This is a genomic window from Mucilaginibacter flavus (assembly GCF_030409315.1).
GTDB lineage: Bacteria > Bacteroidota > Bacteroidia > Sphingobacteriales > Sphingobacteriaceae > Mucilaginibacter > Mucilaginibacter flavus.
Window position 1 is genome coordinate 33,110 of sequence record NZ_JAUFPS010000091.1, and the last position, 24,839, is coordinate 57,948.

Genomic DNA, 24,839 nt, shown 5'->3' on the forward strand with positions numbered 1-24,839 from the left:
CATCCCGGTTTTGTAATAAAAAATTATGAAAGTTTTTTTTCGCACTATTCACCTTTACCTGAGCCTTGCGGCAGGGATTGTTATTTTTTGCTCCTGCCTTACCGGCACCATGCTGGTTTTTGAAAAGGAGATAGAACATACCCTGCATGCCAAAAGGTATTATGTGCAACCGCAACAAAGGCGGCTACCCGTTTCGCAACTCACCGAAAATGCTTTGAAGCAGGTCGCCAAAGCGAAAATAGCCTCTGTTATGGTTTACACCGATGTCACCAGAACCGTGGAAGTAGGTATGATTGTACCCGAGCGTAAGGATAAAAAACAAGAAGCCGGTAAACATGTAAAAGAAAAGCCAACAGGTGCGTCGGCAAAAAAAGGTAAGAAAGATAAAGATGTCGCCCGCCCCAATTTAACTGTTTTTGTTAACCCATATACCGGGCAGGTAACGGGGCAATATAACCACAGGGAATCGTTCCTGTATTCGGTAGAGATGCTGCACCGGTTTTTATTAGCCGGGAAGGATAGCGCCGGCGATATGGTAGTGGCTATTTGTACCTTGTTTTTTTTATTTATCCTGATAACCGGCGTTGTATTATGGTGGCCAAAAACTAAGACCGTTATGCGCCAGCGTTTAAAAATAAAATGGGGTGGCAGTACCAAACGTCTGGTACATGATTTACACATTGTAACGGGCTTTTATACCTCAGTTTTTTTGATAGTTATAGTTTTAACAGGACTGATTATGACATTTAACTGGGCCAACCAGGCCTTGTTTGCCATAACCGGTTCCAAGTTGGTAAAAGAACAACCCGAACAACCAAAATCAAATTATACAGCAGGCACAGAGAAGTTATCTATTGATGCGGGTGTTCAAAATATACCGGCCATTAAAACAGCCGATTACTATACCGTTCGTTTACCGCGCGACTCATCGGCAACTTATGGTGTGATCGTTTTACCGCAGGGAGCCATCGAAACAACTGCCGATACTTATTACATTGACCAATATAACGGTAAGGTAGTGGGCGAACAAACATTTGCATCCAAAAGCCTGGGGCAACGTGTTAAGGCGATGGTGAAGCCGGTGCATACCGGCTCGGTTTATGGTTTGCCAACCAAGATCATCAGTTTTGTGGTTTGTTTATTATCGCTCATTTTTCCGGTAACGGGTGTAATGATGTGGCTTAACAGAACGCGCAAAAAGAAGAAGCCTGCAAAAAAGCTTGCTGTTGTGTAACAGAGAATAACAGGATTGCCAGTTGCGTATAATAATGCCTGGCAGGTTTGTTAAAGGATGAAATGCTGGGGGCTGATTAAAAGATCACGTTTAGCTTAATCTTTCAATCAGTTCTTCCAGACCCTTACGCCATTTAGGGTAAAGTTCTTCATTATCAGCCCAAAGTTCATTCAGTTCTGAGTTTTCAGATAAAACCTGTCGTAAGGCTTTTGCGGCCTTTTGTTTAAGATGGCTAAAGTCCTGGTTGGGGTGGCGCTCCGGAAAAGTATCTACGTCTAAACCGTCTTCGTCATCTGGCGATGAAAATCTTGTCCCGTTTACTTGTCTGTCTATATAAGCTGCCGATACAATGGCTCCCTGTGCTTCTGTATATTCTAAATAGTCTGTATCCAATGCCGAATCGAGCGCATCACTTAATGTTTGCTGTGGATTGTCAGAATCTTCCACTTCTACCATAAAGTCTAAAGCTGTATCGTCTTCAAAAGGTCCATATCCCCAGGCGCCCATAATGTTTTCTTTTTTTGAGTTAAAGATGGCAATATAAATGATAAAAGGGGAGGTGTTTTACAAATATTGTATGGTTTTATTGGCAATAATCTAACCCGATTTGTATGTCCAATTTTTCTCCCACAAATCACCACTTTTTCAGGTTTACTATTCCCAATTCTCGCCGTCCTTAAAAAGCCTGGAATGCCACTTTCGCCTGCTCATTTTTAGCGATGTTATTTTTTAGCTATAAGGCTCAATGTTTTACGTTCAAAAACTTGCACGTAGCATCAAAATCCGCCAAAAATGTTGAAAACTTTTTGGTGGTAAAAAGTGGTAATTTGTGGTAAAAGAGAATTACTTTTACTCATTAAATTAAGCCATAGTCTTATAATGCCGCATTTAACCGGAGAATTTGAATGTAAACTGGATGCCAAAGGGCGGATGATGATCCCCGGCGGTCTCAAAAAACAGCTTCCAGAAGCTGTTGGCGAGACGCTGATGATCAATCGCGGCCTGGAGAAAAATCTGGCTATTTACACAAAATCCGAATGGGATAAAAGACTTGATGAACTAAGCAAACTTAACGAATACGATCGGCAAAACCTGCGCTTTATCAGGTATTTCACCGGCGGCGCAACGCCCTTGGTGCCAGATGCTGCCGGCAGGGTGCTTTTGCCAAAATCGTTATTGGATTTTGCAGGCATCAGCAACGATGTGGTTTTAGTTTGTGTATTAAATAAAATTGAGGTTTGGAGCAAAACGGCTCATACTGAAATGATTAATAACGAGCCGGATAATTTTGCAGAACTGGCAGAACTGGTAATGGGTAGTAAAGCAGGGAGGAACAATGAGTGAGTACCACACCCCGGTAATGCTGCAGGAATGCATTGAGGGTTTAAATATTAAAAAGGACGGCACTTACGTGGATGTAACCTTTGGCGGCGGTGGTCACTCGCGTGAAATTTTGAAACACCTGGGCCCTGATGGCAGGTTGCTTGCTTTTGATCAGGATGCAGACGCGCAGCAAAATATAATTGACGATGAGCGTTTTGTTTTTGTAGATCAGAATTTTAGATACCTCAAAAACTTTTGTCGCCTGCATGGTGCTATCCCGGTTGATGGTATTCTGGCCGATTTGGGTGTATCATCCTACCAGTTTGACCAGGCCGACCGCGGTTTTTCTATCCGCTTTGATGCCGAGCTGGATATGCGCATGAACCAGGGCGGCGATTTAACGGCTAAGGACATAGTAAATAACTATAGCGGTGCCGAACTGCACCGCATTTTTGGTATCTACGGTGAAATTCAGAATGCTAAATCACTGGCCGAAACTATAGTTACCGCAAGGCTTAACGCCCCGATTGTAACCATTGCCGATTTAAAAAACGCGATAATTAACCGCATCCCCAAAGGGAAAGAAAATAAATACCTGGCGCAGGTTTTCCAGGCGCTAAGAATTGAGGTTAACCAGGAACTGGAGGCCCTAAAAGAGTTTTTAGTACAAAGCGCCGAAGCTTTGGCGGTTGGCGGCAGGTTGGTGGTAATGAGCTATCACTCGCTGGAAGACAGGCTGGTAAAAAACTTCATCGCCAAAGGCAAATTCAGCGGCGAGGTGGAGAAAGATCTATACGGAAATAGCAATAAACCGCTTGATGCAGTTAGCCGCGGGGCTATCACTGCATCGGCAGATGAAATCAATAACAATAACAGGGCACGGAGCGCTAAATTAAGGATAGCTGTAAAAAAATGACCAATCGTTTACGTACAGAAATTCAGGAAGAAGAGTTAGAAGCCGAAGAGCTTATTGTGGAGGAAAAACCCAGGAAAAGGGAAATTCCCGACAATTTCTTTACGCAGCTTTTTACCAAACGCTTTATTACAAGCGAGAAGGCAACTAATGCCCTTCCGTTTGTGTTGTACGTGGCATTGTTAGGCATGATATACATCGGTAACATGCACCTGGCCGAAAAAAACATCCGTGCTATTGACGATTTAACCAAAGAAGTAAAAGAGCGCGGCTGGGATTTTAAAACCACCAAGGCCGATATGGCTTTTAAAAGCACTTTAACAGAAGTAGCCAAACGTGCCGATACACTGGGCGTAAGGCAATCTGTTGAGCCGCCAAGGAAAATAACTGTGAAGGAGGATAAGGATGAAAATTAGGACTAATATACTTTTAAGGGTATACATCGCCTTCGGGTTGGTGGTGTTTTTTTCGTTCGCGGTGGTGGTACAGCTTTGCAGGGTGCAGTTTGTGCAAGGCGCCAAATGGAAAGCCAAAGCCGTTAACATGGCTGCCCAGTTTAGGGATGTTGAAGCTGCAAGGGGGAATATTTTTTCTGTTGATGGTAGTCTGCTGGCTACATCGGTACCTGAATATGAATTGCACATGGATATGCTGGCCGGCGGTATCGCGGTTGATAGCGTGTTTAATGATAATATTGATGTATTATCGGCCAACCTGTCAAAAATGTATGGCGATCGTTCGGCACATGAGTACGCGCGCATTTTCAGGGATGCCCGTAAAGATGGCTCGCGTTACCAGTTGTTAAGGCGTAAGGTTACTTACCAGGAGTTAAAGCAAATTCGCGAGTTCCCGATATTTAAAAACCGCAAAACCAAAAATTGCCTGATCGTTTTACAGCAAAACAGGCGCATTTTGCCTTTTCATTCACTGGCCGAACGTACTATAGGTTACAAAAACGAAAACGTTAAAAACCCGGTTGGGTTAGAAGGTGCTTATTCGCAATACATCAATGGTGAAAACGGCAGGCGTTTAATGCAGCGCATTCCCGGTGGTACCTGGATGCCCGTTAATAACGATGAAGATGAAATTGCCGCTAAAGACGGTGCCGATATTATATCAACCATCAATGTAAACTACCAGGAGATAGCACAGGCGGCTTTGCTAAATCAACTGGACTCAAGCGCGGCCGATCATGGTTGTGTAGTGTTGATGGAAGTAGCTACCGGCGAAGTAAGAGCTATTGCCAATTTTACCCGTACCAAAAGCGGTACTTATAAAGAGAGTTTAAACTATGCTATCAGCAACTCTATCGATCCCGGTTCAACTTTTAAATTGGTATCGTACATGACTTTGTTAGATCAGCATAAACTGGATACCAGCACCATTGTGAATGCGGAAGGTGGCAAATATAAATTTCCTAAAGGGCCAACCATTACCGATACCGAACACGATAATTACGAAATGTCGGTAAAAAAGGCTTTTGAAGAATCATCTAACGTTGCGGCTGCAAAACTGGTTTATAATAATTATAAAGATAACCCCTGGGAGTTTATCAATAAGGTATATAGCTATCATTTGAATGAAAGATTGAACTTACAGATAAAAGGGGAAGGGATGCCGATCATTAAAAATCCATCAAACCGCAGCTGGAACAAGTATTACACCCTGCCAGAGATGGCTTACGGTTACGAGATGAATTTAACGCCATTGCAGATGCTTGCGTTTTACAATTCGGTAGCTAACAACGGCAAAATGATAGCCCCCATTTTTGTGCGCGAAATTCGCCGCATGGGTAATACCATCGAGCAGTTCCAGGCCCGTGTTATTAATGAGCATGTATGCTCTGATGTAACGCTTGGTAAACTGAGGGGCATGTTGGAGGGTGTGGTACAGGAAGGTAACTGTCGCCACGTGATCAAAAATTCATTGTACACCGTAGGTGGCAAAACAGGTACAGCACAGGTAGCAAACGGTACAAAAGGTTACAAGGATAAAAAATACCAGGCTTCTTTTTGCGGTTATTTCCCTGCCGATCATCCTAAGTATTCGATGATTGTGGTGGTTAATAACCCAACCCGGGGATCATACCTGGCGGCTAAAGTTGCCGGCCCGATTTTCAGGGCTGTTGCGGATAAAGTTTACGCCAATGATATGGATATTAACCAGCCTGCGCCGGTAAGATTTGTAGGTAACACATCAATGCCTAAAGTAAAACAGGGTAACCAAAAAGCTTTAAAGCATGTGTACAATACATTGGGGGTAAAACCGCTATACGCCTCGGTAAACGGGGCATCTGCCGGAGTTGATACCAGTAATGGGATTCCGTTTGAGGACGCAAGAGTTAAAGAAGGTACTGTACCGGCTGTTACCGGGATGGGTTTAAGCGATGCCCTGTATGTATTGGGTAATGCAGGATATAAAGTAACGGTACGCGGCAGCGGTACGGTGGCCACACAATCGGTTACCGGCGGTAGCTTAATACCAAAGGGTTCACGCATAACAATTGAATTGCAATGAGATATTTAAGCGATATAGTTGATGGATTGGCCTTTACAGAACTACAAGGCAGTGCCGATGTGGAAATTACCTCTATCGAGTTTGATTCGCGCGCGGTAATTCCGGGCTCGCTGTTTGTAGCGATTAAAGGGACCCTGGTTGATGGACACGATTATATTGAACAGGCCATTAAAAAAGGAGCAATTGCCATTATTTGCGAGGACCTGCCAGCCCATACAGCAGGTGAGGTCGACTTTTTAATGGTTGCCGATTCGGCTAAAGCGCTCAGTCTTGTGGCTGCCAATTTTTACGGTAATCCATCTACCCAGCTTAAACTGGTGGGTGTAACCGGTACCAATGGCAAAACAACCATTGCCACATTGTTATATCAGTTATTCAGGGATTTGGGGTATAAATGTGGATTGCTTTCGACAGTTGAAAACCAGATTAATGGGCAAGTTATTCCATCAACCCATACCACACCAGACCCTATCGAGCTTAACCGCCTGATGGAAGAAATGGTAGCGCAGGGTTGCGATTATTGCTTTATGGAAGTAAGCTCACACGCGGTAGCACAGCACCGGGTAGCTAATCTCCATTTTTCGGGCGGTGTGTTTACCAACCTTACACACGATCACCTGGATTACCACAAAACCTTTGATAAATACCTGAAGGCTAAAAAGGCGTTTTTTGATGGTTTGCCAAAAAGCGCTTTCGCCCTTACCAATATCGATGATAAAAACGGCAACGTAATGCTGCAAAACACCCAGGCTCATAAAAAAAGCTACGGTTTAAAAAGTATGGCCGATTATAAGGCCCGCATTTTGGAAAACCAGTTTGGTGGCCTGCTGCTGCATATCGATAATGAAGAAGTTTGGTTTAAAATGGTAGGCACGTTTAACGCTTATAACCTGCTTGCTGTTTACGCTACTGCTATGCTGTTGGAGCAGGATAAATCAAAAGTGCTAACCAGCCTAAGCAAATTAACAGGTGCCGAAGGTCGGTTTGAATATATAGTTGCGCCAAATAAGGTAATTGGTATAGTTGACTACGCCCACACGCCCGATGCCGTGCAAAATGTACTGAGCACTATTCATGATATCCGCAAGGGAAACGAAAAGGTAATAACCGTAATAGGTTGCGGTGGTGATAGGGACAAAACCAAACGCCCTATTATGGCCCGTGTAGCCAGCGAATGGAGCGACAAAGTGATCCTAACCTCAGATAATCCGCGTTCGGAAGATCCGGCGCAGATCATTAAGGAAATGATTGAAGGTGTAGATCCGGCATTCAAAAGGCACACGGTAAGTATAGTAGACCGCAAGGAAGCTATCAAAACCGCCTGTATGCTGGCAAACCCCGGCGATATCATTTTAGTAGCCGGCAAAGGCCACGAAAAATACCAGGAAATCCACGGCATCAAAAATCACTTTGATGATATGGAGGAGTTGGAGGAGCAGTTTAAATTGATGGTCTGAATCAGAATTTACAGAATTAAAGAATTAACAGAATCCTGTAAATCCTTTAATCTGCTGAATCGTGGTTCAGATAATAAAAGCAAGAATACCAATATAAATAAGAGTAATCAAAAAAGGGAATGTTATACTATCTGTTTACATATCTAAATAAAAACTACAGCATACCGGGGTTGGGGGTGTTTCAGTACATCACGTTCCGTACGGCTATGGCTGTGATAACATCGCTGTTGGTTACTACGGTGTATGGCAGAAGGTTGATTGACTATTTGCGCTTTAAACAGGTAGGGGAAACCGTAAGAAATTTAGGCCTGGAAGGTCAAATGCAAAAATCGGGTACGCCTACTATGGGTGGTATCATCATTTTGGCCGGTATCCTTATCCCTACTTTACTATTTGCAAAACTCGGTAATGTGTACATCATTTTGATGCTCATCACCACCGTTTGGTTGGGTGCTATTGGCTTTTTAGACGATTACATTAAAGTATTTAAAAAGAACAAAGAAGGCTTAGCAGGCCGGTTTAAAATAGTAGGGCAGGTTGGTTTATCGCTGATAGTAGGGTGGACAATGTATTTCAATACCAACATTGTTATCCGCCAGGAAGTAAAGCTGCCGGTTAAAATTAACGCGCCTGTCGATTTTCACTTAAAAAGGAATGTGCCCGTTTACACGCAGGATGTGCACTCCACCAAAACAACCATGCCGTTTTATAAAAACAACGAGTTTGATTACGGCAAGGTATTAAAGTTTATTGGTCCGGGTTATGAATATTACGCATTGGTGGTGTTCCTGTTTTTTGTGATCATCATCGTCACCTTTATTTCAAACGGGGCAAATATAACTGATGGGATCGACGGCCTGGCAACGGGGACCTCGGCCATTATTGGGATCACGCTGGCTATACTGGCTTATGTATCCGGTAACATCGAAATTGCCGATTACCTTAACATTATGTTTATCCCCAACTCGGGCGAGCTGGTGATCTTCGCCGGTGCTTTTGTGGGCGCTTGCGTGGGTTTCTTGTGGTATAATTCGTACCCGGCACAGGTATTTATGGGCGATACAGGCAGTTTAGCCATCGGCGGTATCATCGCAGTGTTCGCTATCATGATCCGTAAGGAATTATTGCTGCCGGTATTGTGCGGTGTGTTTGTAATCGAAAACGTATCAGTGATTATGCAGGTGGGTTGGTTTAAGTACACCAAGAAGAAATTTGGCGAAGGTAAACGTGTGTTTTTAATGGCACCGTTACATCACCACTATCAAAAGAAAGGTTTCCACGAAGCTAAAATTGTAACCCGCTTTTGGATCATCGGGATTTTGCTGGCGATTATAACGATTATAACTCTTAAACTTAGATAGTATCAAGTAGTAAGTATCAAGTATCAAGATAGAAGGAATAAAGACAAAAGGATAAAAGAACAAGGATAAATACAGCAATGAATCACCCACTCACTACTCATCACTCACTACTCACCACTCAGCGGATAGCCATTCTTGGTGCCGGCGAAAGTGGGGTTGGGGCGGCGTACCTGGCTCAACAGCAGGGGTATGATGTTTTTGTGTCGGATTTTGGGGCTATTGCTGATAAGTATAAACAACAACTTCAGGACTGGAATATCAGCTTTGAAGAAAAACAACATACCGAAGACCTGATCCTGAACGCGGTTGAGGTGATCAAAAGCCCGGGCATTCCCGATAAGGCACCAATCATCAAAAAGCTGAAAGAAAAAGGTATCCCGGTAATTTCCGAAATCGAATTTGCGGGCAGGTATTGCGATGCGAAAATCATCGGTATAACCGGCTCAAACGGTAAAACTACTACGAGCAGTTTAACCTATCATATTTTAAAAAATGGTGGTTTAAATGTTGGCCTGGCAGGCAACATTGGTAAAAGCTTTGCTTACCAGGTGGCTACCGAAAAGTTTGATTTTTATGTATTGGAGCTAAGTAGCTTCATGCTTGATGATATGTTTAAGTTTAAGGTTGATATTGCGGTATTGCTCAATATCACCCCCGATCACTTAGACCGGTACGACTATAAGCTGGAAAATTACGCGGCATCCAAATTCAGGATTATGCAGAACCAAACACCGGCCGACTATTTTATTTACTGCACCGACGATCCTGAAACCATTAAAGGAATGGCCGATAGAACGTTTGCAGCCCAACTATTGCCTTTTACAATTGAAACTATAGTTAAACCGGGAGCATATCTCGAAAACGACAATATTGTCATTAACACCACACAAGAACATTTTACAATGTCAATTCAAGAACTGGCCTTACAGGGCAAGCACAACATTTACAACTCCATGGCATCAGGTATTGTAGCAAGGGTGCTGGAGTTGCGCGAAGGAACGATTAAGGAGAGCATGGGCAACTTTAAAGCCATTGAGCACAGGCTTGAATTTGTGGCCAATATTTCGGGCATTCGTTTTATTAATGATTCAAAGGCTACCAACGTTAATTCAACCTGGTACGCCTTAGAAAGCATGAGCACAGATGTTGTTTTGATACTGGGTGGTGTTGATAAAGGCAACGATTATGGCATGCTTAAAGATTTAGTAAAAAAGAAGGTAAGAGCTATAGTTTGCCTGGGTAAAGACAATAAACGTATCCACGATGCTTTTGAAGACGACGTTGATGTAATTGTAAATACATTCTCGGCCCAGGAAGCCGCGCAAATAGCGTTTCACCTGGCCGAAAAAGGGGATACTGTACTATTATCACCAGCCTGCGCCAGTTTCGATCTGTTTAAAAATTATGAAGACAGGGGAGATCAGTTTAAAGCAGCGGTAAGGGAGTTATAAGATGTGCAGATTTCAAATGTGCAAATGTGCAGATGAAAGAAGTGTAAATGATAGATTATAGAATAGATAATTAACGAATACTAAAATATAAAGTCTCACCCTTTAGGGGGAGATTTAGAGGGGGCTAAATGCATAGGATATTAAACAACACAAAAGGCGACCGGTGGATATGGCTTATAGTCATATTGCTTTCTGTTATATCCTTGCTGGCGGTATACAGTTCAACCGGTACGTTGGCTTACAAGCGTGGCGTAGGGGTCGAGTCGATATTGATGAAGCATTTGGCTATGATGGTGGGTGGCTTAATGCTGATGTACATTTCGCATAAGCTGGATTACAGGTATTACGCCGGTCTGTCAAAAATAATGATGATTGTTACCATACCGCTGTTGGTGTACACGCTGGTTTTTGGTAGCCATATCAACAATGCAAGTCGTTGGATTAGTATCCCGGTTATCGGCTTAAGCTTCCAAACATCAGATTTGGCCAAGCTGGCTTTAATTACTTACCTGGCGCGTACCTTATCGCGCAAGCAGGAAAATATTAAGGATGTTAAAGAGTCGTTTTTGCCAATCATGGGTTCTGTTTGCGTGGTGTTTATTTTAATCGCTTTAGCCAACTTATCAACCGCGTTGATGCTTTTTGGGGTAAGTATTTTGTTGCTGATCATCGGTCGTATCAGTATCAAACAAATTGCCATAGTATGCGCGGCGGGTTTTGTGTTGTTATTGGGCGTAATATTTTTAGGGCCAAGGAGGCATACTTATGTATCGCGCGTGCAAACGTTTATGCACCCCGATTCAACCAAAACAGATAAATCATTCCAGGCCGATCACGCTAAAATAGCTATAGCAAGTGGTGGTCTGTTTGGTAAAGGGCCAGGTAATAGTACCGAAAGAAATTTCTTGCCTGAGTCATACTCGGATGAGATTTATGCCATCATTATAGAGGAATACGGCCTGGTGGGTGGTTTCGCGCTGATAGGTATTTACCTGTTTTTGCTGTATCGCTGTATCAAAATAGTAACTAAAGCGCCAAAAGCGTTCGGGGCTTTACTGGCTTGCGGCTTAAGCTTTAGCCTGGCCATACAAGCCTTTGCCAATATGGCGGTGGCTGTAGGGCTTGGGCCGGTAACGGGTGTGCCATTGCCGTTTGTTAGTATGGGTGGTACATCTATATTATTTACAAGTGTGGCCTTTGGCATTATACTATCGGTAAGTAAGGATATTGAGGAACCGAAGAAGGTGGTTGTGGGAGAGATAAGTGTAGCTTGATTTAATTAGTGAATTATTGATTTAGTGAATTAGTGATTGGCTGGAACCGGAGCTTAAAGATTAGGATTTAGAATTTCAGAATATTAGAGTTTAAGTTTTTTCCATTTAGGATTTAAAAATTAGGATTTAGGGTTTATCTATTTAGAATTTAAAAAACATGGCAAAAAGAATTATTATAAGCGGAGGCGGAACGGGTGGTCACATCTTCCCGGCTATTGCTATTGCCAATGCTTTGAAGGCTATTGATCCTGATACCGAAATATTGTTTGTTGGTGCCTTGGGTCGTATGGAAATGGAAAAGGTTCCTGCTGCCGGATACAAGATCATCGGGTTAGATATTAGGGGTATTCAGCGCGATTCTGTTTGGAAAAACGTAATGTTCCCGGTAAAACTGTTGGGTAGTGTGCGTAAGGCCCTGCAAATTATAAAAGATTTTAAACCCGATGCCGCGGTTGGCGTTGGTGGTTATGCCTCCGGTCCGTTGTTGTACGCGGCATCTATGAAAAAGATCCCGTACCTCATCCAGGAGCAAAACTCGTACGCAGGTATTACCAATAAATGGTTAGGTAAGGGCGCTCAAAAAATTTGCGTGGCCTTTGATAATATGGAGCAGTTTTTCCCTGTTGGCAAAATTATTAAAACAGGCAACCCTATCCGTAAGGATGCGGTGAACATTGCCGGCAAGCATATGCAAGCGCTGGAGTTGTTTAAACTATCAACGTTTAAGAAAACCATTTTGATTACGGGCGGCAGTCTTGGCGCGCGTACATTGAATAACAGCATTATGGCCGGTTTAGATAAGCTGATAGCTGCCGATGTACAGGTAATATGGCAAACGGGCAAGTTTTATTATAAAGGCATCATTGAAAAACTGGGCGAAGATCATCACCCGGATATTAAAATACGGGAGTTTTTAACCCGTATGGATTTGGCTTATGCCGCCGCCGATGTCATTATTTCAAGGGCGGGTGCCGGTACCATTGCCGAATTGTGCATGGTTAAAAAGCCGGTGATCCTGGTGCCTTCGCCAAATGTGGCCGAAGATCATCAAACCAAAAATGCCCTGGCATTGGTACAGGAAGACGCCGCCGTTTTTGTGGCCGACAGGGACGCCGAAGCCAAACTGGTAGATAGGGTGCTTGAGTTATTAGAAGATAAACATTTACAAAAAAAGCTAAGCACCAACATAGGTAAAATGGCCATGCCAAATGCCGATGAAGTAATAGCTAAAGAACTTTTACAAATAACAGTTAACAATTAAAGTTATGGTCCTCCTTCTCCCAAAAGGGGAGGACCTTTTTTAAACAATCATTACAATGGAACTACGCGACATACAAAGGGTTTACCTGGTGGGTATAGGCGGCATCGGGATGAGCGGCCTGGCCCGTTATTTCCAGCATTTGGGCTGTGTTGTTTGCGGTTACGATAAAACAGTTACGGATTTAACCAACGATTTGCACAACGAAGGCATCCAGATCTGTTTTGAAGATAATGCCGATTGTATCCCGCTGAGTTTTCAAAAGCCATGTAATGATACACTGATTATTTACACCCCGGCTATCCCTAAAGATTCGGCGGTATTAAACTATTTTAAAAATAAGGGGTTCGATTTATATAAGCGTTCGCAGGTTTTGGGCCTCATCAGCAAAAGTTCGTTCACTATTGCTGTTGCCGGCACACATGGTAAAACCACTACCTCAACCATGGTGGCGCATTTGCTGAAAGCATCGGGTAACGATTGCTCTGCATTTTTGGGTGGTATATCGTCAAACTACCAAACCAATGTGCTTTACGGAAAAAATAACGTAATGGTGGTGGAGGCCGATGAATACGATCGTTCGTTTTTAACATTGTTCCCGGATGTGGCTATCATCACATCAATGGATGCCGATCACCTGGATATTTATGGCGATCACGCACATTTAACAGAGTCGTTTAAGCTGTTTGCTTCGCAGATTAAAAGCGGCGGAACGCTGGTTCATAAAAAAGGCTTGCCTTTAGATACCGGTTACACCTATGCGCTTGAAGATGCAACCGCCGATGCGCATGCTGCTAACATCCGTATAGAGAACGGCGATTTTTATTTCGATTTTATCAATGCCGATATCACCATCGCCAATATCAGGATGGGTATTGCGGGTATGCATAATATCGAAAACGCGGTTGCTGCCATCGAGGCTGTTTTAAGACTGGATATCCCGGCTGATTCTATCAAAGACGCATTGGGTTCATTCCGTGGAGTTAAGCGTCGGTTTGAATATATTGTAAAAACACCGGAGCATATTTATATAGATGATTACGCGCATCACCCCGAAGAATTGCGGGCTGCCATATCATCGGTAAAAAGATTGTATCCTAATAAAAAGCTGACCGCTATTTTTCAACCCCACCTGTACACCCGCACCCGCGATTTTGCCGATGGCTTTGCCGAGGTGCTGGATATGGTTGATGAACTGATACTGCTGGATATTTACCCGGCCCGTGAGCTGCCTATTGAAGGCGTTACATCGGCCATGCTATTAGGTAAAATGCAGCTGCAAAATAAACGGATACTAAGCAAACAGGAAGCGCTTAACGCGGTAAAAAATGAACAGCCCGAATTGCTGTTAACTGTAGGTGCAGGCGATATAGATACATTGGTACACCCTTTAAAAGGATTATTGCATGGATAAAAAACTCATATGGAAGCGCCTGCTGATAGGTGGTGCCTGGGTAATATGCCTGGGTGGCCTGGTAGCGCTTATGAGTTTTATTGAAACCAAAAAGGCATCGGTATTGTGTACAGCGGTAAAAGTAAACATCCCCGGCAACCAATATTTTATAGATAAACAGGAGGTTGACCAGATTTTGCAAACCAACAGCCATACGCTGATTGGCCGTAAACTGGAAAACATAAATATCCAGGATCTGGAAAACAAACTGAAGGCAAATCCATTTATTGAGTTTGCCAAAGTGTATACCGAAATGGATGGCATCCTGAGGGTAGAGGTTAGCCAGCGCCAACCGATACTAAGGGTGATGAACCATTACGATATGGATTTTTATATAGATCAGCATGGTTTAAAAATTCCGCTATCATCAAACTTTACCGCAAGGGTATTGGTAGCCAATGGTTATATAGATGAATTGTTTACTAATCATGTAGACTCATTACACACCCAACTGGCAAAAGACCTGTACAAAACGGCCGACTATATCCGCAAGGATTCATTGTGGGATGCCCAGATAGCACAGATCTACGTAAATGTTGATAGAGAGATAGAGCTGATCCCCCGGGTAGGCAACCAGCGTATTTTAATAGGCAATGCCGATTCGCTGAACGTGAAATTAAGAAACCTCGTAGCATTTTATAAACAAGTGTTACCGCAGGTAGGCTGGGATAAGTACAGCAAAATAAATATTAAATATACCAACCAGGTCATCGGTATTAAAAATCAACTGACCAAAGCAGATTCGGCCAAAGCAAAAGCGGCAAGGTTGGATTCGCTCAAAATGAAGAAGGATACATCTCAAATAAAAATGTAATATGGACAAAAGCTCAACTCAAGAAAAAAGTTCACCAATTGTAGTAGGATTGGATATCGGGACTACAAAAATATGCGTCATTGTGGGGCGCAGGAGCAAGAATGGGAAGATTGAGGTATTAGGAATTGGTAAAGCCGAATCCGCGGGTGTAACGCGCGGTATGGTATCAAATATAGATAAAACTGTACAGGGGATAGCCCAGGCGGTTGAAATTGCCGGTGCACAATCAAATGTGGATATAAAAGTGGTGTTTGTTGGTATTGCCGGTCAGCATATCAAAAGCTTGCAGCACCGTGGTTTAATTACCCGTCGTGATTTACAGTCCGAGATCAGCCGCAAGGATATTGATAAACTAATTGAGGACATGTACAACCTGGTAATGCCTCCGGGCGAAGACATTATTCACGTATTACCGCAGGAGTTTACGGTAGATAATGAGCCGGGAATTAAAGATCCTATTGGCATGGCTGGCGTGCGTTTAGAGGCCAACTTCCATATCATATCTGGCCAGGTTACCGCAATTAAAAACATTGTAAAATGTGTTAACAAGGCAAACCTTGATAGCCAGGACCTGATCCTGGAGCCACTTGCATCTTCTGAATCTGTTTTGAGCGAAGAGGAAAAAGAAGCAGGTGTGGTATTGGTTGATATTGGTGGTGGTACTACAGATGTGGCCATATTCCACGAAGGTATCATTCGCCATACCGCGGTTATTCCGTTTGGTGGCAACAGCGTAACCGAGGATATCCGCGAAGGCTGTTCTGTAATGCGCAACATTGCTGAGCAGCTGAAAGTGAGGTTTGGATCGGCCCTGGCTGACGAAAATAAAGAGAACGAGATAGTGTGTGTGCCTGGCTTACGTGGCCGCGAACCTAAAGAGATCAGCGTAAAAAACCTGGCCTATGTTATCCAGGCCCGTATGGAGGAGATTGTTGAGCATGTATACTATGAGATCAAATCATCGGGCTACGAGAAAAAACTGATTGCAGGTATAGTAATTACCGGTGGTGGCGCGCAGCTAAAACATTTACGTCAGTTAGTTGAGTTTGTTACCGGGTTAGATTGCCGTGTAGGCTACCCGACAGAGCATTTGGCCAAAAATGAGGTGTTGCCTAAAAACGTTTACGAAGAACTGCAAAGCCCAACGTTTGCTACTGGTATTGGCTTGCTGATAAAAGGTATCCAAAAAACAGAATACATGAATGCCGATATCCCGGCAGCTACCAAAATTGAAAAGCCGAAGTTTGAAGGCAAGGGTAAAGAGGGTGGCTTGTTCGACAGGTTATTAAAGAAAAGCATCACTTTTATTAAGGATGATATAAACGACGAGGACTTTTTGAAATAATTATACACAATAGTTAAGGTTTTCCACATTGTAGACATTTGTGGAAAACTATTGTTGAAAAAGCCCTATTATTACGATGGTTAAATCTAAATGTTGGTAAAATCACATATAGCTGAAAACGAAGATTATGCAGTTTGAGATGTTAAAAGAAAAATCGTCAATCATCAAAGTAATTGGTGTTGGCGGTGGTGGTGGTAACGCCGTAAACCATATGTACAGGCAGGGAATTACCGGTGTCGACTTTATAATTTGTAACACCGATGCCCAGGCATTAGAGCTTAGCCCTATACCTAACAAGGTACAATTGGGTGCCAGCCTTACCGAAGGAATGGGCGCGGGATCAATACCCGAAGTAGGAAAAAACTCTGCAATTGAAAATATCGACGATATAAAACAGATGCTTGGTGTTAATACCAAAATGCTGTTTATTACTGCCGGGATGGGTGGTGGCACCGGTACAGGCGCAAGCCCTATCATTGCCAAAGCCGCCCGCGAAATGGATATACTTACGGTAGGTATTATTACCACGCCTTTCTCTTTTGAAGGTAAACGCCGTAAAATGCAGGCAGATGCCGGTATGGAAGAATTGAAAAAATATGTCGATTCATTCCTGGTGATCTCAAACGATAGGTTACGCCAGATTTTTGGTAACCTAACCATGAGTTCGGCATTTGGGCAGGCCGATGATATTTTAACAACTGCCGCAAAAGGTATTGCCGAGATCATCACCTTACCGGGCTATATCAACGTCGACTTTAAAGACGTGCGCACCGTTATGAAAGATAGCGGCGTATGTATAATGGGTAGCAGCACCGCCGAAGGCGAAGGCCGTGCGTTGAAAGCTGTTGAAGGTGCTTTGTCATCGCCGTTGTTGAAAGATAATGAAATTGAAGGTGCGCGTTACATTTTGCTTAACATCAGCTCGGGCCTTAAAGAGGTTACCATGGATGAGGTAAGCATTATTACCGATTACATACAGGAAGAAGCCGGTTTGGCTGCCGACCTGATTTGGGGTAACTGCGTTGATGAAAATTTAGAAGATAAATTATCAGTAACCATCATAGCCACAGGTTTCCAAACCAAGGATGAGCGTGAATTGGAAAACAGCAACAAAAAGATTGTATCTATGCTGGTGCCTGAAAACGCGCCTTTGGTAAAACCGGTTGTTAACGAGTTTATCAATGCTGTTAAAGCCGATGCACCTGCACAGCCATATATTAAACACCAAAAAGAAGAGCCAAAACAAACCGGTCTTTTCGATATGTTTGGTGGCAGTGTTCAGGCAGCAAAAGAAGAAACGGTAGTAAGGTTTAACCTGCACGAAGAAGAACAGCAAGACGAACAAAACGAGCCGGATATGGCAGGTTTCACCTTTAAAATGAGTGAGCCTGAAACTTACATAGCCCCCGTACAGGAGCAACGCAAGCCAGAGCCTATTCCTGTGCCCGAGCCAGAACCAGAGCCGGTTGCTTTAGCTGGCGCCGATGATCATAAAACAAATGAATCAATAGAAGAGCAGCTGAAAAAATCGCGCGAGCGGATTATGCGCTTAAAAGACCTGAGTATGAAACTACGTACCGGCAACATCCAGGAACTGGAAAACGTACCTGCCTACAAACGCAAGGAAGTAGCCCTGCAAGATACCCCAAAATCTGATGAAAGCGCCATCTCCCGTTTCAGCCTGATGCCAGACAGCGAAGGCAATACCGAGATCAGGAGAAATAATTCGTTTTTGCACGATAATGCGGATTAAGGAATAGAATCAAGAATTAAGAGTCAAGAATCAAGACAGAAAACAGGGCGGTTAACATATACAAATATGAAAGCCGCCCTGTTCTTGTTTAAAAGAATCTTGCATTCAAAAATCTTAATTCTTGACTCTTAACTCTTGATTCTCTTTTCTAAGTTATAACCTATTCTAAAAAGTTATAGCTATTGTCGCAAGCTATAAATACAGCTATATTTGCATATTATTCACTAACTAAACGGTAATTTATTTTGGATTTATTTGATAAAATAACAAAAAACTCGGGCGGACCGATTGGTCAGCACCAAAAGTGGTCGCACGGTTATTTTTCATTTCCTAAACTGGAAGGGGAGATTGGGCCGCACATGCAGTTCAACGGGAAAGAGCATTTGGTTTGGAGCCTTAATAATTACCTGGGTTTAGCTAATCACCCCGATATTCGCCAGGCCGATGCGCAAGCCGCTGCCGATTACGGTATGGCTTACCCTATGGGTGCGCGAATGATGTCGGGAAATTCAAAACACCATGAAGAGCTGGAAAACAATCTGGCTCAGTTTGTGGGGAAAGAAGCTGCGTTTTTATTGAACTATGGCTACCAGGGAATGGTATCTATTATAGATGCGCTGGTTGATCGTAACGACGTGATTGTTTACGATGCCGAATCGCACGCCTGCATTATTGATGGTGTACGCCTGCATATGGGTAAACGCTTTGTTTATCAGCATAACGATATTGATAGCTGCAAAAAACAGTTGGAGCGCGCTACCAAATTAGTAGAGCAAACCGGCGGTGGCATCCTGCTGATCACCGAAGGTGTTTTTGGCATGTCGGGCGCGCAGGGTAAATTAAAAGAGATTGTTGATCTTAAAAAAGATTTCAATTTCCGTTTATTAGTTGATGACGCGCATGGCTTTGGCACTATGGGCAAAACCGGTGCCGGTACCCATGAAGAGCAGGATTGCGTTGAAGGGGTAGATGTATACTTTGCCACCTTTGCCAAATCAATGGCAGGCATAGGCGCTTTTGTAGCCGCCGATGAGCAGATAGTTCATTTTTTGCGTTACAACATGCGTTCGCAAACCTTCGCTAAAGCTTTACCAATGCCAATGGTATTGGGCCTAAAAAAACGCTTTGAAATGCTGCGTTCGCAGCCAGAGTTACGCGCTAAACTTTGGGAAGTGGCTTTAACACTGCAAAAAGGTTTAAGGGAACGTGGGTTTGATTTGGGTAACACCAATACCATGGTTACCCCGGTATTTTTAAAAGGCGATCTTTTTGAAGCCACCGCTTTAACCCGCGATTTGCGTGAAAACTATGGTATCTTCTGTTCAATCGTAATTTACCCGGTTATCCCTAAAGGATTAATCGTATTACGTTTAATTCCAACCGCATCACACAGTTTAGAAGATGTACAACGTACGCTTGATGCTTACACCGCCATGGGCGATAAACTAAAAGCCGGATACTATAAAGAAAACAAACTGGAAATAGCGTAGTAGATATGCGGATGTGCAGATTTCAGATGTGCAGATGATTTTTGATTTTAAAATTTGAGGATTTGGCAATTAAGAAAACGATAATCTAAAAGAAGAAAATCAAAATCCTGTTAAATCTGAGTAATCTGTTTAATCCCGGTTCAGAGAAAAATAAAAGGCCTTTCATTTAATTGAGAGGCCTTTTGTTTATGTTAGTTTTTGGTGCGTTCTGAAGCCATTAACCGTATAATTTAAAATCTGCACATCTGTAATCTACACCTCTGCATATCAAAAAATCAGTGTTTAAAAAACGTAAGGTAAACCTGCTTCACAATATGATAAGCCGCAAACGCGAAAAATAGTATGGCGATGCCGGTATTGATTAGCCGGTTGCTGAGCGCGAATTTACTTTGCATGTACCGGGCAAACTGGGCGTATAAAAACAGGCATAAGAATGCGCCGGCGGCAGAACCTATACTAAATATAACCAATGCAACTTTACCGGTCAATATCCACTCGTGGGTAATAAGGTATGTGCCGGTAATCATCCAGAAGGGAACCTGTACCGGGTTTAAAAAACCGAGCAAAATGCCGTATTTAATGCTGTCATGTTCTGATTTGCGTGGCTCTGGCGGTTTTTTGCGGTTAACCCAGGTAATGGTGCCCATTACGGTAAACAAGACAACCATTATCCAGTCAATAATTACGCTTAAGTGCAACTGTCCGGATAGCCAGTCGGCCGCGTGCATAATAAAATACGTGAAGAAAAACTCAACACATGAAAAGGCGATGATGAAGCGTAAAGCCTCTTTCATGCCACGGTTTATAGTAAGTTGTAATAGTGCAAGGTTTATGTTGCCGGGCGGTATGTAACCAATAAAGTTGGCGATAAGCCCGATAAAAAAGGTTAGAAATATCATTGGCGCAAAGATAGGGTGTTGATGTGCAGATTTCAAATTTCAAATTTGCAGATGTTGATCAGAATTTTCAGAATTTAAAAATGAACAGAATCCTGTAAATTCAATAATCCTGTAAATTCTGATTCAGACATAATCTGCATATTTGCACATCTGTAATCTGCACATCTAACAAACATGTCAAGTTCTAAAATAGTTTCCCTGCTACCTTCCGCTACCGAGATCATATGTGCCCTTGGGCTCGAAAATATTTTGGTTGGTCGCTCGCATGAGTGCGATTATCCCGAATCTGTAAAGCAACTGCCGGTTTGTACCGAGGCAAATTTCCCCGATGGATTAAGCAGTGCTGATATCGATATAAAAGTAAAAGAGATCCTGGCCGATGCATTATCGGTATATACCGTTAAGCGCGAAGTAATCAAAGACCTCTCGCCCGATGTGGTGATCACACAGGATCAGTGCGAAGTTTGCGCGGTATCTTTAACCGATGTGGAGCAGGCTTTAGATAATTATCTCGATAAAAAAGCACAGATCATTTCTTTGCGACCAAACAGTATGCAGGATATTTTTAATGATATCAGCACTATAGCCAAAGCGTTAAATGTAGAGAAAGCAGGCGAGGAGTTGTTAGAGTTATTGAACGAACGTGTTGATATTATTAAACACAAACTAAAGTTTGCCGATAGTAAACCAACAGTAGCCTGTATTGAATGGCTTCAACCGCTAATGGTATCTGGTAACTGGGTACCGGGTTTAGTTGATATAGCAGGTGGAACACCGGTGCTGGCCAAACCAGGCGCACATTCGCCTTATGTGAGCTGGGATGATATTGTTGAGCAAAACCCGGAAATCATAGTGGTGATGCCCTGTGGTTTTTCTATTGAGCGTACGCTGCGCGAAATGGGTATACTTATGCAGCAACCTGGCTTTGCCGATTTGAAAGCCGTTAAAAATAACCGCCTGTACATTGCCGATGGCAACCAATACTTTAATCGCCCCGGCCCAAGGATAGTTGATTCTATCGAGATCCTGGCCGAGATTATTCGCCCTAAACAGTTTGCTTTTGGTTACGAAGGCGAAGGCTGGATTAAGTTTGGCCTGTAGCGGGACTTGGGGACCGGTGGACATTGGGAATATGGGATTTTGGGACGATGGACCTAACTTCTCGTGCTGCCGCAAGGCTCTGCCTTGTGGCCCGCATGCAAAGTATATTACAGGCGTATCCAGACTTACGAAATTTTTAAAACGTCGTAAGTTTTTCATATCCCATTAATTTATAGAACAATAATATTTCAACTTATTAAAATTATTTAAAAAGTTGTATATATTTACGTTTCCTATATTATCATAACACAAAATCACATGCGCAAAATCCTTACCTTAATGCTGGTTTCGGCATTTTTTATGAGTACTGCTTTTAAAACTGATCCCGTAAAATTTAATGCCGCCGATCTGCACATCAGCTGGGAGGTAATGGATGATAACTACCAGGGTAAAAATGAAGCCCTGACAGCATTAGTGATCACCAACAAAGGGAAAGAAACTTTACCTGCCGCCGGCTGGAAGTTTTATTTTAACTCGGGGCGGGGATTTACCGAAAACGCTGTGAGCGGCAACGCCAAAATAAACCAGGTAAATGGCGATTTATATAGCATTACCCCAACTGCCGGTTTTAAAGACCTAAAGTCCGGCGAATCAATCCGCATAGAATATGTAAACGATGATCCGGCAGTAAACGTAACCGATGCCCCCGAAGGTATTTACCTGGTATGGGATGCCAACCCCGAAAAAGGCTACAGCATCGGATCATTCAATATAACCCCCTACAAACCCACCTACCAGGGTTTAATTACTCCCGAAATTGTTTTTGACAGAAATAAAGTGGTAACTGATATCCCGGCAGATCAATTACCGAAAATTTTCCCTACGCCGGTAAGCTACACCGAAAATAGTGGCTCGTTTATATTGAGTGAGAAAACTCTTATTGCTGCCGATGGCGATTTTACAAAGGAAGCAACCTCTTTAGCCGAAAGCATCAACAGTCTGACAGGTAAACCCGCTAAGATTGTAACTACAGCATCAGGGGCAAATATCTACCTGAAAAAAGTGAGTGGAATTGCTGCCGAAGGGTATGAATTAAATGTAACACCACAAGGCATCACCATTAACGCGTCTACCCCGGTTGGTGCTTTTTATGGTATTCAGTCATTAAAAAGCCTGGTGCCTTTTGCTGCTTACAGCAAAAAAGAAAAATCTATCCAGTTACTTTGCGTTGCCGTTAAAGACGAACCCCGTTTCCCGCACCGCGCTGTAATGCTGGATGTGGCCCGTAACTTTCAGCCTAAAAGCCAGGTGCTAAAACTAATTGAGGCGATGAGCCTTTATAAACTTAATGTACTTCACCTGCATTTAACTGATGATGAAGGTTGGAGAATAGAGATCCCCTCATTGCCGGAGCTCACTTCGGTAGGGTCAAAACGCGGCCATACTTTAGATAGCAAACATCATCTTCCGGCATCGCATGGATCGGGTCCGGATGTAAATAATGCTACCGGTACTGGTTTTTATACCAAAGCCGAGTATATCGAGATTTTAAGATACGCTACCGACCGTCACATTATAGTGATCCCCGAGATTGAAACCCCTGGCCATGCTCGTGCGTCTATCAAAGCTATGGATGCACGTTATGATCGCCTGATGGCCGAAGGTAAAAAGGACGAGGCCGTTAAATATTTGCTGCGCGATTTGGACGATAAATCAGAATACCGTTCTGTACAGTATTGGAATGATAACGTGATCAATGTATCTGTACCATCAACCTATACTTTTGTTGAAACCGTTGTCGATGATTTGATCGGTATCTACAAAGAAGCGGGCGCACCACTACCAACTATTCATTTTGGTGGTGATGAGGTACCTCCGCATGTTTGGGAAAAATCGCCTGCTTATCTTGCCTTAAAAGCAACGCACCCCGAAATTCAAGGTACCGGCGACCTGTGGTATTACTTTTACGGTCGTGTTAACCAGATATTGAAAGCAAAAGGCATTTACCTGTCGGGATGGGAAGAAATGGCCCTTCGTAAAACCAAGCTTGATGGTAACGATACCTACGTGCCCAACCCCGACCTTGCCGGCGAACACCTGCATGCCGATGTTTGGAACAACGTATTAGGCGGCGGACAGGAAGACCTGGCCTACAAACTGGCAAACGGCGGTTACAAGGTAGTGCTTACCTGCGTTACCAACCTGTATTTTGATATGGCCAACTACAAATCATTTGATGAACCGGGTTATTACTGGGGAGCATTTTTAGGTATCGATAAGTTTTACTCATTTATTCCTTACGATTACTTTAAAAATGCCGATGTAGATAGAAACGGCGCGCCAATCAATCAAAACATATTTTTAGGCAAGCAGCGCCTTACCGACTATGGCAAAAGCAACATTATAGGCCTGCAAGGCGCGCTATGGGCCGAAACGGTGAAAAGCACCGATAGGATGGATTACATGATTTTCCCGCGTTTGCTGGGCCTTGCAGAGCGTGCATGGGCACAAGACCCAACCTGGGCTACCGAAAAGGATGGCATAAAAGCGAAGCAGGATTATCAGCAGGCCTGGTCTACGTTTTTAAATGTATTGGGTAAAAGAGAATTGCCACGACTAACGTATTTCAATGGTGGTTACAACTACCGTGTGCCTAAACCGGGCATTAACTTGCAGGATGGTAAATACTCATCAAACGTAGAGTTCCCGGGTTTAACCATCAGGTATACCACCAATGGTAATGACCCTGATGCAGGCAGCAAAATGTACACCGGCCCCGTTGATTACAAAAGTGGTATCATCAAATTCCGCGCCTTTGATCCTAAAGGTAGGGGAGGTAATGTAGCTACCGGAGGCGAGGAAACACAAACTGGAAAGAAACAAGGATCTACTTTGTAGTCATTAGTCATTTCGCTGAGTTGTCATTAGTCATTAGGTTTTCTTTCGCTCCCGCGAGGTTAGCGATAGCGTACCTCGTGGGTAAAACGAGTAAGCTTTCAGCTTACGGCGAAGAGCAGCTGAAAGCTGCAACCATGAAACCCGCGGGCTGAAAGCCCGCGGTAGCAAAAAAAAATCCCGCCATCAAAACAATTGAAGCGGGATTTTTTTTGCCCTAATGACTAATGACTAATGACTAATGACTAATGACTAATGACTAATGACTAATGACTAATGACTGTCTCGTCCTAAAAAAAGTTTACAGTTTTTAGATTAATCCTGTAATGAGTTTACAGGTTGATTTGTGTCCTGAATTAGC

At 43.2% G+C, this 24,839-nt stretch carries 19 protein-coding genes; 17 read left to right on the forward strand and 2 right to left on the reverse strand.

What is annotated here, in order from left to right:
* The first annotated feature begins 25 nt into the window (after positions 1-25).
* Positions 26-1,234 carry a PepSY-associated TM helix domain-containing protein gene (locus QWZ17_RS26105; RefSeq protein ID WP_290308282.1) on the forward strand — a complete coding sequence of 403 codons (1,209 nt, stop codon included), beginning with the start codon at positions 26-28 and terminating at the stop codon, positions 1,232-1,234.
* Positions 1,235-1,324: 90 nt separating this feature from the next.
* Here QWZ17_RS26105 and QWZ17_RS26110 read toward each other — a convergent pair whose 3' ends face one another.
* Positions 1,325-1,741: a DUF4259 domain-containing protein gene (locus QWZ17_RS26110; RefSeq protein WP_290308283.1), complete on the reverse strand. Its 417-nt coding sequence runs from the start codon at positions 1,739-1,741 to the stop codon at positions 1,325-1,327.
* Between the two features lie 372 nt (positions 1,742-2,113).
* On the opposite strand from QWZ17_RS26110, the gene mraZ reads away from it, so the two are divergent.
* From mraZ to QWZ17_RS26180, 14 genes are all read left to right on the forward strand, one after another.
* Positions 2,114-2,578, forward strand: a complete 465-nt coding sequence (gene mraZ, locus QWZ17_RS26115; protein WP_290308284.1) for a division/cell wall cluster transcriptional repressor MraZ — start codon at positions 2,114-2,116, stop codon at positions 2,576-2,578.
* Positions 2,571-3,473, forward strand: a complete 903-nt coding sequence (gene rsmH, locus QWZ17_RS26120; RefSeq protein ID WP_290308285.1) for a 16S rRNA (cytosine(1402)-N(4))-methyltransferase RsmH — start codon at positions 2,571-2,573, stop codon at positions 3,471-3,473. Before mraZ ends, rsmH begins: the two co-directional genes overlap by 8 nt.
* On the forward strand, positions 3,470-3,886 hold the full coding sequence (locus tag QWZ17_RS26125; protein WP_290308286.1) for an FtsL-like putative cell division protein: 417 nt from the start codon (positions 3,470-3,472) through the stop codon (positions 3,884-3,886). The genes rsmH and QWZ17_RS26125 overlap by 4 nt, the downstream gene beginning before the upstream one ends.
* Complete coding sequence (locus tag QWZ17_RS26130; RefSeq protein WP_290308287.1) at positions 3,876-5,987, forward strand: penicillin-binding protein; 2,112 nt, start codon at positions 3,876-3,878, stop codon at positions 5,985-5,987. Before QWZ17_RS26125 ends, QWZ17_RS26130 begins: the two co-directional genes overlap by 11 nt.
* The gene (locus tag QWZ17_RS26135; RefSeq protein WP_290308288.1) at positions 5,984-7,444 is read left to right on the forward strand and encodes a UDP-N-acetylmuramoyl-L-alanyl-D-glutamate--2,6-diaminopimelate ligase; all 1,461 of its coding nucleotides are present in this window, start codon (positions 5,984-5,986) and stop codon (positions 7,442-7,444) included. Before QWZ17_RS26130 ends, QWZ17_RS26135 begins: the two co-directional genes overlap by 4 nt.
* A gap of 119 nt (positions 7,445-7,563) precedes the next feature.
* Entirely contained in the window at positions 7,564-8,805 is a 1,242-nt protein-coding gene (gene mraY, locus QWZ17_RS26140) for a phospho-N-acetylmuramoyl-pentapeptide-transferase (protein WP_290308289.1), read from the forward strand.
* 77 nt (positions 8,806-8,882) lie between these two features.
* Complete coding sequence (gene murD / locus QWZ17_RS26145) at positions 8,883-10,256, forward strand: UDP-N-acetylmuramoyl-L-alanine--D-glutamate ligase (RefSeq protein WP_290308290.1); 1,374 nt, start codon at positions 8,883-8,885, stop codon at positions 10,254-10,256.
* A gap of 128 nt (positions 10,257-10,384) precedes the next feature.
* Positions 10,385-11,530, forward strand: a complete 1,146-nt coding sequence (locus QWZ17_RS26150; RefSeq protein WP_290308291.1) for an FtsW/RodA/SpoVE family cell cycle protein — start codon at positions 10,385-10,387, stop codon at positions 11,528-11,530.
* 157 nt (positions 11,531-11,687) lie between these two features.
* Positions 11,688-12,791: an undecaprenyldiphospho-muramoylpentapeptide beta-N-acetylglucosaminyltransferase gene (gene murG / locus QWZ17_RS26155; protein WP_290308292.1), complete on the forward strand. Its 1,104-nt coding sequence runs from the start codon at positions 11,688-11,690 to the stop codon at positions 12,789-12,791.
* Positions 12,792-12,846: 55 nt separating this feature from the next.
* Complete coding sequence (murC, locus tag QWZ17_RS26160; RefSeq protein ID WP_290308293.1) at positions 12,847-14,202, forward strand: UDP-N-acetylmuramate--L-alanine ligase; 1,356 nt, start codon at positions 12,847-12,849, stop codon at positions 14,200-14,202.
* Positions 14,195-15,055, forward strand: coding sequence for a cell division protein FtsQ/DivIB (locus tag QWZ17_RS26165; RefSeq protein WP_290308294.1), 861 nt, complete (start codon positions 14,195-14,197; stop codon positions 15,053-15,055). The genes murC and QWZ17_RS26165 overlap by 8 nt, the downstream gene beginning before the upstream one ends.
* A 1-nt stretch (position 15,056) precedes the next feature.
* Positions 15,057-16,400: a cell division protein FtsA gene (gene ftsA / locus QWZ17_RS26170; protein WP_290308295.1), complete on the forward strand. Its 1,344-nt coding sequence runs from the start codon at positions 15,057-15,059 to the stop codon at positions 16,398-16,400.
* A gap of 127 nt (positions 16,401-16,527) precedes the next feature.
* The gene (ftsZ, locus tag QWZ17_RS26175; protein WP_290308296.1) at positions 16,528-18,153 is read left to right on the forward strand and encodes a cell division protein FtsZ; all 1,626 of its coding nucleotides are present in this window, start codon (positions 16,528-16,530) and stop codon (positions 18,151-18,153) included.
* 245 nt (positions 18,154-18,398) lie between these two features.
* Entirely contained in the window at positions 18,399-19,643 is a 1,245-nt protein-coding gene (locus QWZ17_RS26180; RefSeq protein WP_290308297.1) for an aminotransferase class I/II-fold pyridoxal phosphate-dependent enzyme, read from the forward strand.
* 275 nt (positions 19,644-19,918) lie between these two features.
* Here the strand turns inward: QWZ17_RS26180 and QWZ17_RS26185 are convergent, their stop codons facing one another.
* Positions 19,919-20,542 carry a LysE family transporter gene (locus QWZ17_RS26185; RefSeq protein ID WP_290308298.1) on the reverse strand — a complete coding sequence of 208 codons (624 nt, stop codon included), beginning with the start codon at positions 20,540-20,542 and terminating at the stop codon, positions 19,919-19,921.
* 174 nt (positions 20,543-20,716) lie between these two features.
* Between QWZ17_RS26185 and QWZ17_RS26190 the strand changes: the two genes are divergently transcribed.
* Positions 20,717-21,643 carry a cobalamin-binding protein gene (locus tag QWZ17_RS26190; RefSeq protein ID WP_290308299.1) on the forward strand — a complete coding sequence of 309 codons (927 nt, stop codon included), beginning with the start codon at positions 20,717-20,719 and terminating at the stop codon, positions 21,641-21,643.
* Between the two features lie 258 nt (positions 21,644-21,901).
* A complete protein-coding gene (locus QWZ17_RS26195; protein ID WP_290308300.1) occupies positions 21,902-24,481 on the forward strand; it encodes a family 20 glycosylhydrolase in 2,580 nt (859 codons plus the stop codon).
* Positions 24,482-24,839: the final 358 nt, after the last annotated feature.

Excerpts from the sequence above, each read along its gene's own strand:
- murD (WP_290308290.1), top strand. The coding sequence starts at position 8,883 with ATGAATCACCCACTCACTACTCATCACTCACTACTCACCACTCAGCGG.
- murG (WP_290308292.1), top strand. The coding sequence starts at position 11,688 with ATGGCAAAAAGAATTATTATAAGCGGAGGCGGAACGGGTGGTCACATC.
- QWZ17_RS26165 (WP_290308294.1), top strand. The coding sequence starts at position 14,195 with ATGGATAAAAAACTCATATGGAAGCGCCTGCTGATAGGTGGTGCCTGG.
- QWZ17_RS26110 (WP_290308283.1), bottom strand. The coding sequence starts at position 1,741 with ATGGGCGCCTGGGGATATGGACCTTTTGAAGACGATACAGCTTTAGAC.
- murC (WP_290308293.1), top strand. The coding sequence starts at position 12,847 with ATGGAACTACGCGACATACAAAGGGTTTACCTGGTGGGTATAGGCGGC.
- QWZ17_RS26195 (WP_290308300.1), top strand. The coding sequence starts at position 21,902 with ATGCGCAAAATCCTTACCTTAATGCTGGTTTCGGCATTTTTTATGAGT.
- QWZ17_RS26125 (WP_290308286.1), top strand. The coding sequence starts at position 3,470 with ATGACCAATCGTTTACGTACAGAAATTCAGGAAGAAGAGTTAGAAGCC.
- ftsZ (WP_290308296.1), top strand. The coding sequence starts at position 16,528 with ATGCAGTTTGAGATGTTAAAAGAAAAATCGTCAATCATCAAAGTAATT.
- mraZ (WP_290308284.1), top strand. The coding sequence starts at position 2,114 with ATGCCGCATTTAACCGGAGAATTTGAATGTAAACTGGATGCCAAAGGG.
- ftsA (WP_290308295.1), top strand. The coding sequence starts at position 15,057 with ATGGACAAAAGCTCAACTCAAGAAAAAAGTTCACCAATTGTAGTAGGA.
- QWZ17_RS26150 (WP_290308291.1), top strand. The coding sequence starts at position 10,385 with ATGCATAGGATATTAAACAACACAAAAGGCGACCGGTGGATATGGCTT.
- rsmH (WP_290308285.1), top strand. The coding sequence starts at position 2,571 with ATGAGTGAGTACCACACCCCGGTAATGCTGCAGGAATGCATTGAGGGT.
- QWZ17_RS26130 (WP_290308287.1), top strand. The coding sequence starts at position 3,876 with ATGAAAATTAGGACTAATATACTTTTAAGGGTATACATCGCCTTCGGG.
- QWZ17_RS26135 (WP_290308288.1), top strand. The coding sequence starts at position 5,984 with ATGAGATATTTAAGCGATATAGTTGATGGATTGGCCTTTACAGAACTA.
- mraY (WP_290308289.1), top strand. The coding sequence starts at position 7,564 with ATGTTATACTATCTGTTTACATATCTAAATAAAAACTACAGCATACCG.
- QWZ17_RS26105 (WP_290308282.1), top strand. The coding sequence starts at position 26 with ATGAAAGTTTTTTTTCGCACTATTCACCTTTACCTGAGCCTTGCGGCA.
- QWZ17_RS26185 (WP_290308298.1), bottom strand. The coding sequence starts at position 20,542 with ATGATATTTCTAACCTTTTTTATCGGGCTTATCGCCAACTTTATTGGT.
- QWZ17_RS26190 (WP_290308299.1), top strand. The coding sequence starts at position 20,717 with ATGTCAAGTTCTAAAATAGTTTCCCTGCTACCTTCCGCTACCGAGATC.